The organism is Blastococcus carthaginiensis, assembly GCF_030731085.1.
In the GTDB taxonomy this organism is placed as follows: domain Bacteria; phylum Actinomycetota; class Actinomycetes; order Mycobacteriales; family Geodermatophilaceae; genus Blastococcus; species Blastococcus carthaginiensis.
The window spans coordinates 19,158-36,291 of record NZ_JASNFN010000018.1 but is presented as its reverse complement, the minus strand read 5'-3'; the positions used below and the strand labels follow the sequence as shown (position 1 = coordinate 36,291).

The window sequence follows — 17,134 nt, the reverse complement described above, 5'->3', positions numbered from 1 at the left end:
TCCGCGGATGGATCTGCAGTTCACCCCTCAGCAGCAGGAGTTCCGGGCGGAGGTCCGTGCGTGGCTGGAGGCCAACCAGCCCACGCATGCCTTCCAGCCGTACTACACCGAACGAGGCCTGGCCGAGCACCTGGAGTGGGAACGGCGGCTGTTCGCGGCCGGCTACGCGGCTCCCGGGTGGCCGAAGGAGGCCGGCGGACTCGGCCTGGACCTCTGGGCGCAGCTGATCTGGGACGAGGAGTACGCCCGGCTCCGGCTGCCCGAGCGGCTCAACAAGATGGGCCTGATCCACGGTGGCCCGACCGTGCTGGTGCACGGCACGGAGCAGCAGAAGCGAGAGTGGATCCCGGGCATCCTGGACTGCTCGGACATCTGGTGCCAGGGCTTCTCCGAACCCGACGCCGGCAGTGACCTCGCCGCCCTGCGCACCACCGCGCGGATCGAGGGCGACGAGCTGGTCCTCAACGGGCAGAAGACCTGGACCTCCTACGGCGTCGTCGCGACCCGCATGTTCGCGCTGGTCCGCACCGATCCGGAGGCCCGCAAGCACCGCGGGATCAGCTTCGTCGTCCTCGACCTGGACACCCCCGGGGTGGAGGTCCGTCCGATGAGGCAGCTGCACGGGCACTCCGGTTTCGCCGAGGTCTTCTTCACCGACGCCCGGATTCCGCTGGCCAACCTCGTCGGGGACCTCGACGACGGCTGGCGGGTCGCCCAGACGTCGCTGAGGCTCGAGCGCGGCACCGGGCGAGGGCAGCACACCCGGCTGACCCAGACGTTTCGTGCGCTGGCGGAGGAGGTCGGCCGACGCGATGCCGACCCCGGTGCCCTCGAGCGGCTGGGCTCGCTGAGCGCCTGGACGTTCGCCCACGAGCAGGCCACGTATGCGCTCACCGACACCATCGCCCGCGGGGCCGACGACGGGGTCGATTCCAGCATCCTGAAGGTGCGCTGGTCGGAGATCCAGACCGCGATCCACGAGGAGCACCTCACCGTCCTCGGACCCGACGCCGAGCTCCTCCACGAGCCCGACCCCTCGGGCGCGCTGCCGCCGCTGCTCCGGAACTACTGGCACGGCCGGGCCGGGGAGATCTTCGCCGGGAGCACCGAGATCCAGAAGAACATCATCAGCGAACGTGGCCTCGGGCTGCCTCGGGAGCCGCGGGCATGAGATACGACTTCAGTGACGAGCAGCAGGCGTTCCGCAGCTCGGTCCGGCGACTGTTCGAGCGGCGCGCCGAGCCGGCGCGACTGCGTTCTCTCTGGGACACCGACACGGGACGGGACCCGCAGCTGTGGGCGGACCTCTCCGGAACCGGCGCGGCCTCGCTGATCGTGCCCGAGGAGTTCGGCGGGGTCGGCGGCACCGAGGTCGACCTCTGCGCCGTGCTCGAGGAAGCCGGCCGGGCGTGCGTCCCGGACGCGCTGCTCGAGGCCCTGCTGATCGGTCCGTCCCTCATCGCCGAAGCGGGCTCGGAGGAGCAGAGGGCTCGGTGGCTGCCGGCCATCGCCTCCGGGGAGCTGCGCGTGACGGTCGCTCTCGGTGGCACCCCGGTCGTTCCCGACGCCCACGTCAGCGATCTGGTCCTGCTCGAGCGGGACGGCGAGGTGCAGGCGTACGCCCGCGACGAGCTGGACCTGACCCGGGTGCACTCCATGGACCCCTCCCGCCGGTTGTTCCGGGTGGCGGCGCACGACGGGGCGGGGGAGGCCCTGCCGGGTGGTGGCGCGGCGCTCGCCGGCGCCCGGACCCGGCAGTACGCCGGCTCGGCGGCGGTGCTGATCGGTCTCTCGGAGGAGCTGCTGCACCGCAGCGTCGAGTACGCGAGGACGCGCCACCAGTTCGACCGGCCGATCGGCTCCTTCCAGGCGGTCAAGCACCAGCTGGCGCAGGCCACCTCGCTGGTCAGCCTGGCCGGCCGTGCCGTGCGGGCCGCGCTGTACTTCGTCGCGACGGACGACGAGCGGGCCGAGGAGTCGGCCCTGCTCGCGCGGATCTGCGCGGTGGAGGCGGAGTTCGAGGCGAACCGGGTGGCCCTCCAGACCCACGGCGGCATCGGCTTCACCTGGGAGCACGACCTGCAGATGTGGCTGAAGCGCGGCAAGGCGCTCGAGCAGGCGCACGGCGGACATCGGGAACCGGCGCGACGCGCGGGAGCGGTCGCGGTCGAAGGGAAGGTCAGCGCATGAGCGCAGAGGAGTACGCGAAGCGGTACGGGGAGGGTTCGGTCCTGGCCGAGTGCTCCGGGGGGATCCTCCGGATGACGCTCAACCAGCCGGGTCGGAAGAACGCGATGACCCTCGAGGCCTGGGAGGCGATGTTCGACATCCTCCGGCTCGCGGAGTTCGACCCCGACGTGCGGGTCCTGGTCATCAGGGGCGCCGGGGGTGACTTCTGCGGCGGGGCCGACATCTCCGCGGCGCCGGTGGGACATCCGCTCAGCCGCGTGCAGCACATCGGCAAGACCCCGATCCTGCTGCACGAGTTCCCGAAGCCGGTGGTGGCGCAGGTCGAGGGCGTGGCGGTCGGGGCCGGGTGGAACATCGCCCTGTCCTGCGACCTCGTCGTCGCGTCCACGACTGCGCGCTTCTCCCAGATCTTCGTCAAGCGCGGGCTGTCGGTCGACTGGGGTGGTTCGTGGCTGCTGCCGCGCCTGGTCGGTCTCCAGCAGGCCAAGCGGCTGGCGATGCTCGGCGAGATGGTCTCCGCGGAGGAGGCGGAGAAGCTCGGCCTGGTGACCTGGCTCAAGACGCCGGAGGAGATCGGGCCGTTCGTCGACGAGCTCGCCGCACGGCTGGCTGCCGGCCCCCCGATCGCGCTCGCCCAGAACAAGTCGCTGATCGACCAGGGGATCATGCTGTCCTTCTCCGACGCGCTGGCCAACGAGACCCGTGCCCAGGCGGTCAACTACGCGACCTCCGACGCGGCCGCCGCGCGGCGGGCCTTCGCCGACAAGGTCGAGCCGGAGTTCACGGGGGAGTGGGCGGTCCGATGAGCCGCTTCGAGCAGATCGACTACGCCGTCGAGGACGGCATCGCCACGATCACGCTGAACCGGCCCGACAGCGGGAACGCCTTCACCCAGATCATGCGCCGAGAGCTCATCGAGGCCTTCGACGCGGTCGACGGCGACGACGACGTCCGGGTCGCGATCGTGACCGGGGCCGGCAAGAACTTCTGCGTCGGCGCGGACCTCAGCGGCAGCACCCCGGACAAGCCGTTCAGCTACAGCGGCGCCGGGCAGAGCGACACGCAGTCCACGCCGGAACTGGTCGACGGGGTCCCCCGCGACGGCGGCGGCATGGTGACGCTGCGGATCGCCGAGGTGCGCAAGCCGGTCATCGCCGCGATCAACGGCGCTGCCGTCGGCGTCGGCGTCACCCTCACCCTGCCGATGGACATCCGGATCTGCGCGGAGTCCTCCCGCTTCGGTCTGGTGTTCGCCCGGCGCGGGATCATCCAGGAGGCGGCGTCGAGCTGGTTCCTGCCGCGCATCGTCGGCGTCTCGCAGGCGATGGAATGGGTGGCGACCGGCCGGCTGGTCCCCGCCGCCGAAGCCCGCGAGGGCCGGCTCGTCTCCAGGGTCGTCCCGGATGCCGAACTGCTGAGCGTGGCCCGGGCGATCGCGGCAGACATCGTCGCGAACACCTCGGGGCTTTCCGTCGCTGCCGCGCGCCGGATGTTCTGGAGCTCGCTGTCCGAGGCCTCACCCTGGACCGCGCACCTGCACGAGACGCGGATCATCGCCGCGCTCAAGCAGGCGCCCGACGCCGCGGAGGGCGTCACCTCGTTCTTCGAGAAGCGCGCCCCGGCCTTCCCGGGGCGGGTCAGCTCGGACCTTCCACCGCTGCCGGAGTGGCCGGTCCGGCCGACGAGCCTGTCGACCGGCACGACCGAGGGAGCGCAGCAGTGATCACCACCCGATTCACCGAGATGTTCGGGATCGACCACCCGATCGTCCAGGGCGGCATGCAGTGGGTCGGCCGGGCGGAACTGGTGTCCGCTGTCGCCAACGCCGGAGCGCTCGGCATCATCACCGGTCTCACCCAGCCGACCCCCGAGGCGCTGGCCGCCGAGATCGCGCGGTGCCGTGAGATGACCGACCGGCCGTTCGGGGTCAACCTCACGATCCTGCCCACGATCTCGCCGCCGCCCTACGCCGAGTACCGGCAGGCGATCATCGAGTCCGGCGTGACGATCGTGGAGACCGCCGGCGCCAATCCGATCGACCACCTGCCCGCGTTCCACGACGCCGGTGTCAAGGTGATCCACAAGTGCACGAGCGTGCGGCACGCGGTGAAGGCCGAGCAGATCGGCGTGGACGCGGTGAGCATCGACGGCTTCGAGTGCGCCGGGCACCCGGGAGAGGACGACGTCCCGCTGCTCGTCCTCCTGCCGCGCACGGTCGAGGAGCTGTCCATCCCGGTGATCGCCTCGGGCGGCATCGGCGACGGCCGCGGCCTCGCGGCGGCGCTGGCCCTGGGCGCCGAGGGCGTCAACATGGGCACCCGGTTCATGTGCACCGAGGAAGCCCCGATCCACCGCTCGGTCAAGGAGCGGATCGTGGAGAACACCGAGCGCGACACCGACCTGCTCTACCGGCCCCTGCGGAACACCGCGCGGGTGGCCAGCAACGCCGTCAGCCGGAAGGTCGTCGGCATGCTCGACGAGGGCGCGGAGTTCGGCGAGATCCGGCACCTGGTGGCCGGGGTGCGTGGCCGGGAGGTCTACGAGACCGGGGACCTGGACGCCGGCGTGTGGAGCGCCGGGCTGGTGCAGGGCCTCATCCACGACATCCCGACCGTCGACGAGCTCGTCCACCGGATGGTCGCCGACGCCGAGGAGATCATCACCGCGCGCCTCGCAGGGCTGGTGTCCGGCGCCGGCTCCACGACCGCCGCGGCCTCGGCGCGGTCAGCGTGACCGAGGTCGGCGTCGATCCGCTGGACCTGGTCGACCGCGGCGCCCTCACGGCGTTCCTCGCGGGCTGCGTCGAGCCGTTCGACCAGCTGACGGTCACGCTGCTCGCCGGCGGGGCGTCCAACCTCACCTACCTCGTCCAGCTCGACGATCGGCGCTACGTCCTGCGCCGCCGGCCGCTCGGTCCGTCGGCGCCGAAGGCGCACGACATGCGCCGGGAGTTCACCGTGCTGGACGCGCTCAAGGGGCGCGGACTGCCGATCCCGCGCGTCCACGCCTTCAGCGAGGACGAGGACGTCGTCGGGGCGCCGTTCTACCTCATGGACTTCCGCCCCGGCCACGTCCTGCACAGCCCGGCCGATGCCGAAGGGCTGAGCCCCGCCCAGGCGGAGCAGTGCTCCGGGCAGCTGATCGACATCCTCGCGCGGCTCCATGCCCTGAGCCCCGAGCAGCTGCAGCTCCCGAACTTCGGGCGGCCCGAGGGCTTCCTCGAGCGACGCGTCAGGAGCTGGCTGCGGCAGTGGAACTCCGTCGAGCACCGGGCCTTCCCCGAGGTCGAGCGGATCGGGGAGCTGCTCCTGCGGAACCTGCCCGAGCAGCGCTACACCGCGCTCGTGCACGGGGACTACCGGCTGGGCAATGTCATCCTCGACGTCGAGGACGGCGGCGCGTCGATCACCGCCGTCCTGGACTGGGAGATGTCGACCGCCGGCGACCCCCTGACCGACGTCGCGCACCTGCTCGTCTACTGGGAGCCGACCTGCGGGCGGGTCACCCACCCCGCCCAGCAGATCGCCGAGCGGCCCGGCTTCCTGTCCGGCGCCGAGCTGGTGCGGCTCTACGAGGAGAAGACCGATCGGGACCTGAGCGGGCTGCCCTTCTACCTGGCCTTCGAGCACTGGCGCGCGGCCATCATCAAGGACGCGATCTACCTCCGGCGCGCGCCCGGCCAGACGCAGGCCGAGGAGTTCGGGGCGACGGTCCGACTCCATCTCGACGAGGCCGTCCAGATCCTCGACTCGCTCGGCTTCGACACCCAGTCCGTGGCACCCGTGGGCACGACCAAGGAGAACGAGTAGATGACGGTGACCGAGAGTTTCGAGGATCTGCGCGAGCGCGTGCGCGACTTCATCGACAACGAGGTCGTCCCGGCCGAGCCGGAGATGGACAAGGGCGGGGAGACCGGGACAGCCCGCCTCCAGGCGCTCAAGGACGAGGCGAAGGCGCGCGGCCTGTGGGCGCTGGGCCATCCGGAGGAGATCGGAGGAGGGGGCCTCTCGTTCATGCAGACCGCGCTGCTGAACGAGGTCATCGGGCGGTCGTACTACGGCCAGAAGGCCGTCGGGACCTGGTCGATGCAGGACTCGCTCATGCTGAACGAGAACGCCAGCCCGGAGCAGCGTGATCGCTGGCTCAAGCCGCTGGTGGCGGGGGAGATCCGGTCCTCGGTCGGGCTCACCGAGCCCGAGGTCGCCGGTTCCGATCCCACCCTCATCCAGTCGACCGCGGTGCTCGACGGCGACGAGTGGGTCGTCAACGCGCACAAGTGGTTCACCACCGGCGCGAACATCGCCGCCTTCACCACCATCTTCGCGGTGACCGATCCCGACGCCGACCGCCACCACCGGGTCTCGGCGATCATCGTGCCGACGGACTCACCCGGCTACGAGGTCGTCCGGGCGGTGCCGACCCTGGGCACCGAGCAGACGATCATGGGCGACCACTGCGAGATCCGGTTGACGAACGTGCGGGTGCCGGCCACGAATCTGCTCGGCGAACGCGGCAACGGGTTCGTCATCGGCCAGCGGCGGCTCGGCCCGGGCCGGATCTTCCACGCCATGCGCTGGCTGGGTCAGATGGAGCGGGCGTTCGAGATCATGGTCGCGCGGGCCAAGGTGCGCTACGCGCACGGCTCGCTGCTGATCGACAAGGGCCAGATCCAGGCGATGATCGCCGAGTCCGCGATGGACATCTTCTACCACCGGGAAGCCGTCATCGCCGCGGCCGAGGCCATCGACCGCGGGTCGAGGGCGCGGCTGGAGATCGGCATGATCAAGGTGCGCGGCGCCAAGCTGCTGCACGACGTCGTCGACCGCGCCGTCCAGGTCCACGGCGCGATGGGGGTCACCCCCGACACCCCGCTGGAGGCCATGCTCCGCCGGGCCCGGTACGCCCGGATCTACGACGGTCCCGATGAGGTCCACCGCGACACGATCGCGCGGCTCGTCGGCAAGGACATCGGCCGGGTGCCCTGGCGCTGAGCGGACGGCGGGCGGTCCGGCTCCGGGCCGCCCGCGACGGGAGTCAGCACTCGGGCACGTCGACGGAAGTGGGACCGATATGGGTTGGGGCATCTCCTTGCCGGTGCGCGGCATACCGCTGCGCGACCAGGAGGAGCTGATCAGGAGTCTGCCGGCGCTCGGGTACACGGACGCGTGGACGGGGGAGACCTCGGGCGTGGACGGTTTCACGCCGCTGGTCCTGGCCTCGCAGTGGGCGCCGGAGCTCCGGCTCGGCCCGGCGATCGTCCCGGCGGCGACGCGTGGTCCCGCGCTGATCGCCATGCACGGCGCCGCGATGGCCGATCTGGCGCCGGGCCGCTTCGTGCTCGGCATCGGCTCGTCGTCGCCGGTGATCACCGAGGCCTGGAACGCCGTGCCGTTCGTCAAGCCGTTCCAGCGGACCCGGGACCTCGTGCGGTTCCTCCGCAAGGCGCTGGCCGGCGAGCGGGTCGACGAGGAGTTCGAGACGTTCAGCGTGCGCGGGTTCCGGCTGGACTCCCCGCCGGAGGTCCCGCCCCCGATCATGGTGGCGGCGCTGCGCCCCTCGATGCTGCGGATGGCCGTGACCGAAGGGGACGGCGCCATCACCAACTGGCTGTCGGCGGACGACGTGCTGAAGATCCGGGCGGAGGTGGGTGATGGGCCGGAGGTCGTCGGACGGATCTTCGTGCTGCCCACCGAGGACCCCGAGATCGCCCGCCGCATGGCCCGGCGCAACATCGCCGCCTACCTCACCGTGCCGGCCTACGCGGCCTTCCACACCTGGCTGGGGCGCGGGGACGCCCTGGCGCCGATGCAGGCGCACTGGGCGGCCGGCGACCGGCGCGCGGCCCTCGCGGCCATCCCCGACGAGGTGGTCGACCAGCTGTTCGTGTGGGGGACTCGCGAGCAGATCCGGGCCGGGGTGCAGCGGTACCTCGACAACGGCCTCTCGACGGCGGTCCTCATGGTCACGCCGGTTCCCTCGGAGGGCGCTGACGCGGAGGCCGCGGCGGCCGAGCAGGCCGAGGTCATCCGCTCGCTGGCACCGCCCGGCAGCGAGCGCCCCTAGCGACGACCCAGGACGGTGCGGGCGCCGGCCGCGAGCAGCGCCAGGTCGCTGGAGACGACGACGTAGCGGTAGCCGTTCCCGACGGCCGCGGCGACCTCGTCGGGCCCGGCGACGTACGTGCCGACCGGGATGCCGGCCCGCGCCGCGGCCGCCCGGATACCGGTCACGGCCTGCGTGACGTCGGGGTGGTCGGGGTCGTCGGCGTGCCCCAGCGCCACCCGGAGGTCGACCGGTCCGATGAAGGCGACGTCCAGCCCGGCCACGGCGGCGTCCGGGTCAGCGGCCGCTGACGCCGTCTCGAGCTGCCCGACGGCCAGGACGTCGGCGTTGCTGCGGGGCAGGAACGTGGTCAACGGGATGGCGCCGTAGCCGGCCGCAGGCTGCGCCGGGCTCACCGAGCGGGTGCCCTCCGGCGGGTAGCGCATCAGGTCGCCCAGCGGACGGCCGGTTCCCGACTCCGCCCGCGCCAGCTGGATGCCGGCGGCGCCGGCCTCGAGCAGCCGGTTGATCAGCCCGCGATCGAGGTCGGGGACGCGCACGATCACCGGCAGGCCGACCGCCCGACCGGCGCGGATGACCTCGCGGGCCTCGCGTTCACTGATCTGGGCGTGCTCGTGGTCGCACACCACGAAGTCGACCCCGCAGCCGGCGAGGACGTCGACGACCTCCGGCCGGGGCAGTTTCAGGAACGTGCCGACGACCGGACCGGTGGCCAGGGCGCGACGCAGGTACGGGATCGTCACCGCATCATCAGGCGGCCGCCGTCGACCGACAGCACCTGGCCGGTCATGTAGCTGGTGTCGTCGGACGCGAGGAACGTGTACGCGCCGGCGATCTCCTCCGGCTCGGCCCAGCGGCCCAGCGGGATGGTGTCGAGGTAGGTGCTCTTGAACCGTTCGTCGGTGCGGATGGTCTCCGTCATCGGCGTCGCCGCCGCCGGGGCGACCGCGTTGGAGATGATGTTGTACGGCGCGAGTTCGCGGGCGGCCGAGCGCATCATGGCCAGGAGACCGGACTTGGCGACGGCGTAGTTGATCTGCCCGATGGTGCCCTGGATCCCCGCGGACGAGGTGCTGAAGATGAGCCATCCCCGCTTGGCCTCGCGCATCGCAGGCACGACCGCCTGCATCCAGTAGAAGCTGCCGTTGACGTGGATGTTCAGCACGTCGTTCCACTGCTCGTCGGTCATCTTCCAGAGCATGGCCGGGCGGGTGATGCCGGCGTTGTTGACCAGCACGTCGATCGTGCCGAGCTCGGCGGCGACCTGGGCCGCGGCCGCGTCGACGGCGGAACGCTGCCCGACGTCACAGGCGACGCCGATCGCCGTCCCGCCGGCGGCGGTGATCTCGTCGGCGACCGCCGTGGCGGCCTCCTCGTTGATGTCGACGACGGCGACGTTCGCGCCCTCGGCGGCGTAGCGGTGCGAGACCGCCCGGCCGATGCCCTGCGCTGCTCCGGTGACGACGGCGACCCGGCCCTCGAGCTTGCCCACGATGCGTACCTCCGCTTGTCCTGGTGGGAGTGGTCCTGCGGTGCTGCTGTGGCGGTCAGAGCGTGGAGTCGTCCCCGAGGACGGCGGTGACCTGACTGGCGAACGTGCCGCCGTTGCCGTGCACGAGGCCGAGGTGGGCGTCGGCCACCTGGCGGGCGCCGGCCTCCCCGCGGATCTGCCGGACGGCCTCGATGATCAGGAAGATCCCGTACATGCCGGGGTGGCAGTAGGACAGCCCGCCGCCGTTGGTGTTCACCGGCAGCCGGCCGCCGGGGGCGATGGCCCCCTGGTCGACGAACGCCCCGCCCTCGCCCTTGGCGCAGAAGCCGAGGTCCTCGAGGAACATGACCGTGCTGATCGTGAAGGCGTCGTAGACCTCGACGACGTCGACGTCCTCCGGCCGCACGCCGGCGACCTCGTAGGCCCGGCGGCTGGACTCGGCGGCGGCGGTGCGGGTGAGGTCCGGCATCTGCGAGACGTTCATGTGCCAGTTGGCCTCGCCGGCGCCGAGCAGGTACACCGGCGGCTTGCGCAGGCTGCGGGCCCGCTCGGCCGAGGTCACGATGACTGCCCCGCCGCCGTCGGTGACCAGGCAGCAGTCCCGCACGGTGAGCGGCGTGCTGACCATCCGGGAGGCGAGGACGTCCTCGACGGTGAGGTCGTCGCGCATGTAGGCGACCGGGTTGAGCTGGGCCCACTTGCGGGCGGCGACGGCGACCTCGGCCAGCTGCTCCCGCGTCGTCCCGTACTCGTGCATGTGCCGGGCGGCGGCCATGGCGTAGCCCGATGCGGGCATCCGGGGCCGCCACGGCGTCTCGTAGGACTTGGTGAGCGCCTGGCCGGAGGACATGAGGCCGCCCGACGACGACTTCTGGGTGCTGGCGTAGACGATCAGCGCGACCTCGCACAGGCCGGCCTCGATGGCCGCCTGGGCGTGCCGCAGGTGCGCGACGAACGAGCTGCCCCCGACGGCGGTGCCGTCGGTCATCTTCGGCCGGATGCCGAGGTACTCGGAGATCGTCAGGGTGGGCAGGGTGAAGAAGGCCGAGTGGCCGAAGACGGCGTCGACGTCGCTCTTCTGCAGCCCCGCGTCGGCCAGGGCGCGCACCGTGGCCTGACCGATCAGGTCGAGGGTGGTGATGCCCGGGCCCACCTCGCCGAGGGAGGACTCCGCCACCCCGACCACCGCGGTACGGCCGCGCAGCTCACGTTCGGTCCGGGTCACTTCTGCTCCTCCGGGACGAAGAAGGGGCCGGCGGGGGTGACGCCGGCGGAGAAGTCGGCTCGCACCGGATCTCCGATCGCGACGTCTCCGTCGGCCACGACGTTGGTCATCAGGCGGAAGCCCTCGGCCACGTCGACCAGGGCGACGGCGTAGGGCTCCTGCCCGCGCGGGGCCAGCGTGGTGATCGAGTAGACGACCCCCTCGCCGTCGGAGCGCTGCCACTCGAGCCGCGGATCACCGCAGGCCGGGCACAGCACGCGCGGCGGGAAGACGGCGTGCGCGCATGCCGTGCAGCGCTGGAAGGCGAGCGCGCCTTCGTCCAGGAAGCGTTCGAAGACGGTGTCGGGCGCCGTGTCGGGCGTCAGGACTCCGGCCTCGTCGTCGAGGTCGTCGGGCAACTCGTCTCCCCTGGTCAGGTGGGTGCGGACGTCAGTGCGCGAGTGTCTGGAAGGGCCTGTCGGAGCGCCCGTCCAGGAGGTCCGTCCACGAGAACACGCTGGACGGCTGCATGCGATTTAGTATACATTCCGACACGATGTGGTCGTCAAGGAGGGGAACCCGGGTGCTTTCGGCAACAACGAGCGAACGAGCACGGCAGGAGGGTCCTCTCGCCGGCATCAGGGTCCTCGACCTCACCCGCGTGGTGATGGGACCGCTCGCCACGCAGGTGCTCGCCGACCAGGGCGCCGAGGTCATCCTGGTCGAGGCGCCGGGAGGCGACACCAACCGCGTGATGGGCCCCGGCCCGCATCCGGAGCTCTCCGGGATTGCGCTGAACCTCCTCCGCAACAAGCGCTCGATCGACGTCGACCTGAAGTCCGCCGAGGGCGCGGAACTGGTCCGCCGGCTGGTGCGCACGGTCGACGTCGTGGTCACCACGATGCGGCCGAAGGCGGTCACCAGGCTGGGGCTGGACTACGACACCCTCCGGGCGCTCAAGCCCGACCTCGTCTACTGCCAGGCGCAGGGCTTCCCGCTCGGCAGCGAACGTGCCGACGAGCCCGCCTACGACGACATCATCCAGGCCGCCAGCGGCGTCTCGGACCTGATGGAGCGGGTCTGGGGGCAGCCGGCGCTCATCCCGACCATCTTCGCCGACAAGGTCTGCGGCCTGGTCATGGCGCAGGCGATCTGCGCGGCCCTGTTCCACCGCGAGCGGACGGGGGAGGGGCAGCACATCGAGGTGCCGATGCAGCAGACGACGGCGGCCTTCGTGCTCGCCGAGCACGGCAGCGGGGCGATCTCCGAACCCCCGGTCAACGCCCCCGGGCAGCCTGCTGCCGGATATCCCCGGATCATCAGCCCCGACCGCCGCCCGCACCCCACCAAGGACGGCCAGGTCCACCTCTTCCCCTACCTGCCGCGGCACTACGCCGCCCTTTTCACGGAGGCCGGGGTCCCGGGCGCGGAGAACGACCCCCGCTACGCCGACCAGCGGGCGACGCTGTTCCACTCCCAGTCGCTGTACCAGGACGTGCGCCGCCTGGGGCCGTCTCGTACGACCGAGGAGTGGCTGACCTACTGCCGCGCGGCGGGCATCCCCGCCACCCGGGTGGCCAGCATCCAGGACCTCGTGGACGAGCTGCCGCTGGCCGAGCACCCCGCGGTCGGCAGCTACCGGGTCATCCCGCAGATGGCGCTGTTCAGCCGGACCCCCGGTGGGGTCCGACGTCCGGCGCCGCTGATCGGCGAGCACACCGAGGAGGTCCTGCGGGAGGCAGCCGAACTGGCGCCCGGGACGACCGCCGGCGTCGCGTCCGAGCGGGGGGAGTGAACATGCGGCTGTCGGCGACGGAGCTGACCGCGGGCGAGCTGGCCCTGCAGCAGGAGGTGCGCGCCTTCCTCGCCGAGCGCCTACCGCTGGGTAGCTACGCGCCCGGCCTCGGCATGGCCGCCCCGGCCGACCCCGCGTTCTCGCGTGACCTCGGCGCCCAGGGCTGGCTCGGCATGGCGTTGCCCCGCGAGTACGGGGGCGGCGGCCGGACGGCGGTCGAGCGACTGGTCGTGGTCGAGGAACTGCTCGCCGTCGGCGCCCCGGTGGGGTACCACTGGATCGCCGACCGGCAGTCCGGGCCGAACATCGCGCAGAACGGCACGGAGGAGCAGAAGCGTGCGTTCCTCCCCGGCATCGCCCGGGGTGAGTTCGCCTTCTCCATCGGGATGAGCGAGCCGGAGGCCGGCTCCGACCTCGCATCGGTGCACACCCGGGCGGTGCCCGTCGACGGCGGCTGGCGGGTGACCGGAACCAAGATCTGGACGACCGGGGCCTCCTATGCCACCCACATCCTCGCCCTGTTCCGTACGTCGGAGGACCGGTACCGCGGCCTGACCCAGTTCGTGGTCGACCGGGAGACCGAGGGGCTCACGGTCAGCCCCATCCCGTTCATCGACGGCACCCGCGACTTCTGCGAGCTCACCTTCGACGACGTGTTCATCCCCGACTCGCGGCGGCTGGGCGAGGTGGGTGCCGGCTGGGGGCAGAACACCTCCGAGCTGGCGCTGGAGCGCGGCGGGGTCGACCGGTGGATGTCGATGATGCCGGTCCTGGAGCACTGGGTCACCGAGCTCTGGGGGCAGCTGCCGCTCTGGGCGCAGGCCGACCTCGGGTCGATCGCGGCGCGGTGCTGGGCCTTCCGCGCGGTGTCGCTGTCCATCGCCCGGATGGTGGACGCCGGGCAGTCACCGACGGTCGAGGCGGCGCTGGCCAAGGAGATGGCCACCCGCTTCGAGCAGGAGTGCGTGGACGTCGTCGCCCGCCACTTCGGCCGGATGCCGTACCTGGACGCCGAGGACCCCTACGAGTCGCTGCTCGCCCGTGCGCTGCTCACGAACCCGTCCTGGTCGATCCGCGGCGGGACGAACGAGATCCTGCGCAACGTCATCTCGAAGGGGCTCGCCCGCGCATGACAGTCACCTCGCAGGACGTCGACCCGTCGCTCGCCGGCCTGGTCGCGGACTTCTTCACCGATCTGGTGCAGCCGGAGGCGCTGACCCGCGCCGAGGCGCAGGGGCTGCTGCCCGAGCTTTGGAAGGCCACCGAGGAGCTCGGCTTCCCACTGGTCGGCATCGACGAGGACGCCGACGGCTCGGGTGGGTCACTGCGCGACCTGCTGGTCGTGCTCGAGGCGGCCGGTCGTTCGGCCGCACCGCTGCCCCTGGTGGAGACGAGCCTGGCGGCCTGGCTGCTCGCGACCGCCGGGGCGACGGTGCCGTCCGGACCGATGGCGGTCGTCCTGCCGTCGGCCCGCAGTGCGCTCACGCTCCGGGATGGCCGGCTCTCCGGTACGGCTGCCGACGTCGGCTGGGCCCGGGCCGCGGAGCGCCTCGTCGTCCTCGTCGCCGACGAGACTGCGGCTCCGCAGGTGGCCCTCGTCGACCCGGCCGCGGCCCGGATCGTCCCGGGCGCCGACCTGGCCGGGCAGCCGTACGACGCCGTCCGGTTCACCGACGCGCCGGCCGACGTCCGTGCGTGGCCGCTGCCGGTGGAGTCGGCGCTCGCCCGGGGTGCGCTGCTGCGGGCCGCGCAGATGGCCGGCGCGGTGCAGGAGGTCTCCCGCCTCACCCGGGAGTACGTGGGCCAGCGGGTGCAGTTCGGCCAGCCCGTCGGCCGGTTCCAGTCGGTGCAGCAGCACGTGGTCACGCTCGCGCAGGCGGCGGTGCTGTCCAGCCTCGTCGTCGAGCGGGCCGGCCTGAGCGCGACGGCGGGGCCGGGCACGTTCGACCCCTGCGCCGCGAAGCTGGTCGTCGACCAGAACGCCGCGCAGGCGGTGCGGGCCGCGCACCAGGCGCACGGCGCGATCGGCATGACGCAGGAGTACCGCCTGCAGCACTTCACCCGCCGGCTGAACGCCTGGCGCGGGGATCTCGGGGACGAGCAGTCCCTCGCCCTCGGCCTCGGGGCCGCCGTGCTCCGCGAGGGCTCCATCGCCCGGACCATCACCGCCCCCGGCGGATCGAAGGAGAGCACGTGGCAGATGACCTGACCCTGACCCGTGACGGACTCGTCGCCGTCCTGGAGATCCGGCGCCCGCCGGCGAACTACTTCGACCGGACGCTGATCGGCCTCCTGGCCGAGGCGGCGGACGAGCTCGACGAGGACAAGGACTGCCGCGCGATCGTGCTCTGCTCGGAGGGCAAGCACTTCTGCGCCGGCGCGAACTTCGGCGGCGACGAGATGGGCGGCGACCGCATCGCCACCTCCGAGGCGCTCTACCGGCACGCCGTCCGGCTCTTCCGCATCAAGGTGCCCGTGATCGCCGCCGTCCAGGGCTCGGCGGTCGGGGGCGGACTGGGCCTGGCGTGCGCGGCGGACTTCCGCGTCGCCTCGCCGTCGAGCCGGTTCCACGCCAACTTCTCGCTGCTCGGATTTCACCAGGGGTTCGGCCTGTCGGTGACCCTGCCGGAGATCGTGGGTCAGCAGCGGGCCATGGACATGCTGTTCGCCAGCCGCCGCATCTCCGGTGAGCGGGCGGCCGAGATCGGCCTGGTCGACCGACTGGTGCCCGACGACGCGCAGCGCGACGAGGCGATGCGCTGGGCGCAGGAGATCGCCGACGCCGCACCCCTGGCGGTGCGTTCGATAAAGCAGACGCTGCGCGGGGACCTCGCCGACCGGGTGAGCGCGGCGCTGGACCGCGAGCTGTCCGAGCAAGCCTGGCTGTGGTCGACGAAGGACAGTGCCGCCGGCATCGCGGCCAACCTCGAGCGCCGGAAGGCCGTTTTCTCCGCTCACTGATGCGCCGCCGTCCTAAGACGTACGACCCGACCCGGCGGCCGGGGGATCCGTACCGGGTCTCGTGCTAGGCAGAGCTCGTGCGCGCAGCGGGAGTGACCGAGTTCGGCGGGCCGGAGGCCCTGCACATCGTCGACGTCGAGCCCGAGCCCCTCGGGCCGGGGGAGGTGCGGCTGCGGGTCCAGGCGGCCGCGGTCAGCCCCACCGACACCCACGCCCGCAGCGGCGCCTACGCCGGGCGGGACCCGGTGAAGACCCCGCCGTGGGTGCCCGGCATGGACGTCGCCGGCGTCGTCACCGAGCTCGGCGAGGGCGTCGGCCACCTGGCCGTGGGCGACCTGGCGATGGGCATCGTCGTGCCCTTCGGCCCGTACGGCGCCTACCGGGAGGACAAGGTGCTGCCCGGCGACTCGGTGGTCCGCGCGCCGGCGGGGGCCACCGTCGTGGAGGCGTCGACCCTGCCGATGAACGGGCTCACCGCCCGGCTCTCGCTCGACCTCATGGGGCTGCGGCCCGGCGAGGTGCTCGCGGTGACCGGCGCGGCCGGGGCCTACGGCGGGTACGTCGTCCAGCTGGCCAAGGCCGGCGGGTTCACCGTGGTCGCCGACGCCTCCGAGGCCGACGAGGAGCTGGTGCGCGGGCTCGGGGCCGACGTCGTCGTCCGCCGCGGGGACGACGTCGCCGAGCGGATCCGGGAGCACGTCCCGGAGGGCGTGCACGGGCTGGCCGACGGCTCGGTGCAGGACGAGGTGGTGCTCGCGGCGGTGCGCGACGGGGGAGCGGTCGCGACCGTCCGCGGCTACCGCGGCAACGGGGAGCGCGGGCTGCGCTTCTTCCCGACGATGGTGCGCAAGGTCGCCACCGACCGCGCCGCCCTCGACCGGCTCCGGCAGCAGGCGGAGGAGGGTGCGCTGACCCTCCGGGTGGCGCGCACCTTCCCGGCCGAGCAGGCGGCCGAGGCCCACCGGGTGCTCGAGGCCGGCGGCGTGCGCGGCCGGCTCGTCCTCACCTTCTGAGGTCGCGCCGGGCACCACCGAGCTGGTTGGCTGCGCACCTGGACCGGGCGGCGGAGCCCGGGGAGAGCGGAGGTCGGATCAGATGGTGCACAGGCTGGTGGTCAGCTACGGGACGCCCGAGGACCCTGCGGCGTTCGACGCCTACTACCGGGAGACGCACGTCCCGCTGGCGCTGAAGCAGCCCGGCCTGGTGCAGGTCACCTTCGGGCACGGCAAGGCCATGGACCCGGCCCAGCCGGCGCCCTACCTCGTCGCCGAGCTCGACTTCGACTCCGAGGCTGCCATGGGGCAGGCGCTGTCCTCGCCCGAGGGCCGGGCCGCCGGCGCGGACCTCGCCAACTTCGCCACCGGCGGGGTGTCCTTCGTCCACTTCGAGGTGCAGACCGCCACCTGATCCGCCCGGGCGAGTGTCCCGC

Annotated in this window: 18 protein-coding genes; 14 read left to right on the top strand and 4 right to left on the bottom strand. The window is 72.4% G+C overall.

Annotation, left to right across the window (positions count from 1 at the left end; all coding sequences use genetic code 11):
- The first annotated feature begins 7 nt into the window (after positions 1 to 7).
- The 8 genes from QOZ88_RS14775 (at position 8) to QOZ88_RS14740 (ending at position 8,253) form a co-directional block, all read left to right on the top strand.
- Positions 8 to 1,171, top strand: coding sequence for an acyl-CoA dehydrogenase family protein (locus tag QOZ88_RS14775; protein WP_306000507.1), 1,164 nt, complete (start codon positions 8 to 10; stop codon positions 1,169 to 1,171).
- Positions 1,168 to 2,190, top strand: a complete 1,023-nt coding sequence (locus QOZ88_RS14770; RefSeq protein ID WP_306000506.1) for an acyl-CoA dehydrogenase family protein — start codon at positions 1,168 to 1,170, stop codon at positions 2,188 to 2,190. The genes QOZ88_RS14775 and QOZ88_RS14770 overlap by 4 nt, the downstream gene beginning before the upstream one ends.
- Positions 2,187 to 2,996 carry an enoyl-CoA hydratase/isomerase family protein gene (locus tag QOZ88_RS14765; protein WP_306000505.1) on the top strand — a complete coding sequence of 270 codons (810 nt, stop codon included), beginning with the start codon at positions 2,187 to 2,189 and terminating at the stop codon, positions 2,994 to 2,996. Before QOZ88_RS14770 ends, QOZ88_RS14765 begins: the two co-directional genes overlap by 4 nt.
- Positions 2,993 to 3,913: an enoyl-CoA hydratase-related protein gene (locus tag QOZ88_RS14760; protein WP_306000504.1), complete on the top strand. Its 921-nt coding sequence runs from the start codon at positions 2,993 to 2,995 to the stop codon at positions 3,911 to 3,913. Before QOZ88_RS14765 ends, QOZ88_RS14760 begins: the two co-directional genes overlap by 4 nt.
- The gene (locus QOZ88_RS14755) at positions 3,910 to 4,923 is read left to right on the top strand and encodes an NAD(P)H-dependent flavin oxidoreductase (protein WP_306000503.1); all 1,014 of its coding nucleotides are present in this window, start codon (positions 3,910 to 3,912) and stop codon (positions 4,921 to 4,923) included. The genes QOZ88_RS14760 and QOZ88_RS14755 overlap by 4 nt, the downstream gene beginning before the upstream one ends.
- Positions 4,920 to 5,999: a phosphotransferase family protein gene (locus tag QOZ88_RS14750; RefSeq protein ID WP_306000502.1), complete on the top strand. Its 1,080-nt coding sequence runs from the start codon at positions 4,920 to 4,922 to the stop codon at positions 5,997 to 5,999. Before QOZ88_RS14755 ends, QOZ88_RS14750 begins: the two co-directional genes overlap by 4 nt.
- A complete protein-coding gene (locus tag QOZ88_RS14745) occupies positions 6,000 to 7,181 on the top strand; it encodes an acyl-CoA dehydrogenase family protein (RefSeq protein ID WP_306000501.1) in 1,182 nt (393 codons plus the stop codon).
- A gap of 103 nt (positions 7,182 to 7,284) precedes the next feature.
- Positions 7,285 to 8,253, top strand: a complete 969-nt coding sequence (locus QOZ88_RS14740) for an LLM class F420-dependent oxidoreductase (protein ID WP_306000500.1) — start codon at positions 7,285 to 7,287, stop codon at positions 8,251 to 8,253.
- Here QOZ88_RS14740 and QOZ88_RS14735 read toward each other — a convergent pair.
- Genes QOZ88_RS14735 through QOZ88_RS14720 form a run of 4 tightly spaced genes read right to left on the bottom strand, consistent with a single transcriptional unit; the run spans position 8,250 to position 11,368 of the window.
- Positions 8,250 to 8,996: an HpcH/HpaI aldolase family protein gene (locus QOZ88_RS14735; protein WP_306000499.1), complete on the bottom strand. Its 747-nt coding sequence runs from the start codon at positions 8,994 to 8,996 to the stop codon at positions 8,250 to 8,252. The two genes, QOZ88_RS14740 and QOZ88_RS14735, sit on opposite strands and share 4 nt — an antisense overlap.
- Positions 8,993 to 9,745 (bottom strand): SDR family NAD(P)-dependent oxidoreductase, encoded by a 753-nt coding sequence (locus QOZ88_RS14730; RefSeq protein ID WP_306000498.1) that lies wholly within the window; start codon positions 9,743 to 9,745, stop codon positions 8,993 to 8,995. The genes QOZ88_RS14735 and QOZ88_RS14730 overlap by 4 nt, the downstream gene beginning before the upstream one ends.
- A gap of 55 nt (positions 9,746 to 9,800) precedes the next feature.
- On the bottom strand, positions 9,801 to 10,970 hold the full coding sequence (locus tag QOZ88_RS14725) for an acetyl-CoA acetyltransferase (protein ID WP_306000497.1): 1,170 nt from the start codon (positions 10,968 to 10,970) through the stop codon (positions 9,801 to 9,803).
- Complete coding sequence (locus QOZ88_RS14720) at positions 10,967 to 11,368, bottom strand: Zn-ribbon domain-containing OB-fold protein (RefSeq protein WP_306000496.1); 402 nt, start codon at positions 11,366 to 11,368, stop codon at positions 10,967 to 10,969. The genes QOZ88_RS14725 and QOZ88_RS14720 overlap by 4 nt, the downstream gene beginning before the upstream one ends.
- Here QOZ88_RS14720 and QOZ88_RS14715 point away from each other — a divergent pair.
- The 6 genes from QOZ88_RS14715 to QOZ88_RS14690 all read left to right on the top strand — a co-directional run bounded on the left by QOZ88_RS14715 (position 11,254) and on the right by QOZ88_RS14690 (position 17,112).
- Positions 11,254 to 12,744, top strand: coding sequence for a CaiB/BaiF CoA transferase family protein (locus tag QOZ88_RS14715; protein ID WP_319946892.1), 1,491 nt, complete (start codon positions 11,254 to 11,256; stop codon positions 12,742 to 12,744). The genes QOZ88_RS14720 and QOZ88_RS14715 overlap by 115 nt on opposite strands.
- Before the next feature lie 2 nt (positions 12,745 to 12,746).
- On the top strand, positions 12,747 to 13,877 hold the full coding sequence (locus QOZ88_RS14710; protein WP_306000494.1) for an acyl-CoA dehydrogenase family protein: 1,131 nt from the start codon (positions 12,747 to 12,749) through the stop codon (positions 13,875 to 13,877).
- Positions 13,874 to 14,953, top strand: a complete 1,080-nt coding sequence (locus QOZ88_RS14705) for an acyl-CoA dehydrogenase family protein (RefSeq protein WP_306000493.1) — start codon at positions 13,874 to 13,876, stop codon at positions 14,951 to 14,953. Before QOZ88_RS14710 ends, QOZ88_RS14705 begins: the two co-directional genes overlap by 4 nt.
- On the top strand, positions 14,938 to 15,705 hold the full coding sequence (locus QOZ88_RS14700) for an enoyl-CoA hydratase/isomerase family protein (RefSeq protein WP_306000492.1): 768 nt from the start codon (positions 14,938 to 14,940) through the stop codon (positions 15,703 to 15,705). Before QOZ88_RS14705 ends, QOZ88_RS14700 begins: the two co-directional genes overlap by 16 nt.
- A 77-nt stretch (positions 15,706 to 15,782) precedes the next feature.
- Entirely contained in the window at positions 15,783 to 16,718 is a 936-nt protein-coding gene (locus QOZ88_RS14695) for a quinone oxidoreductase family protein (RefSeq protein ID WP_306000491.1), read from the top strand.
- 82 nt (positions 16,719 to 16,800) lie between these two features.
- Positions 16,801 to 17,112 carry an EthD family reductase gene (locus tag QOZ88_RS14690; protein ID WP_091929979.1) on the top strand — a complete coding sequence of 104 codons (312 nt, stop codon included), beginning with the start codon at positions 16,801 to 16,803 and terminating at the stop codon, positions 17,110 to 17,112.
- Positions 17,113 to 17,134: the final 22 nt, after the last annotated feature.

What these genes read in the sequence shown, in the direction of transcription:
- QOZ88_RS14775 (WP_306000507.1), top strand. Translation starts at nt 8, where the DNA reads ATGGATCTGCAGTTCACCCCTCAGCAGCAGGAGTTCCGGGCGGAGGTC.
- QOZ88_RS14770 (WP_306000506.1), top strand. Translation starts at nt 1,168, where the DNA reads ATGAGATACGACTTCAGTGACGAGCAGCAGGCGTTCCGCAGCTCGGTC.
- QOZ88_RS14765 (WP_306000505.1), top strand. Translation starts at nt 2,187, where the DNA reads ATGAGCGCAGAGGAGTACGCGAAGCGGTACGGGGAGGGTTCGGTCCTG.
- QOZ88_RS14760 (WP_306000504.1), top strand. Translation starts at nt 2,993, where the DNA reads ATGAGCCGCTTCGAGCAGATCGACTACGCCGTCGAGGACGGCATCGCC.
- QOZ88_RS14745 (WP_306000501.1), top strand. Translation starts at nt 6,000, where the DNA reads ATGACGGTGACCGAGAGTTTCGAGGATCTGCGCGAGCGCGTGCGCGAC.
- QOZ88_RS14715 (WP_319946892.1), top strand. Translation starts at nt 11,254, where the DNA reads ATGCCGTGCAGCGCTGGAAGGCGAGCGCGCCTTCGTCCAGGAAGCGTT.
- QOZ88_RS14710 (WP_306000494.1), top strand. Translation starts at nt 12,747, where the DNA reads ATGCGGCTGTCGGCGACGGAGCTGACCGCGGGCGAGCTGGCCCTGCAG.
- QOZ88_RS14705 (WP_306000493.1), top strand. Translation starts at nt 13,874, where the DNA reads ATGACAGTCACCTCGCAGGACGTCGACCCGTCGCTCGCCGGCCTGGTC.
- QOZ88_RS14690 (WP_091929979.1), top strand. Translation starts at nt 16,801, where the DNA reads ATGGTGCACAGGCTGGTGGTCAGCTACGGGACGCCCGAGGACCCTGCG.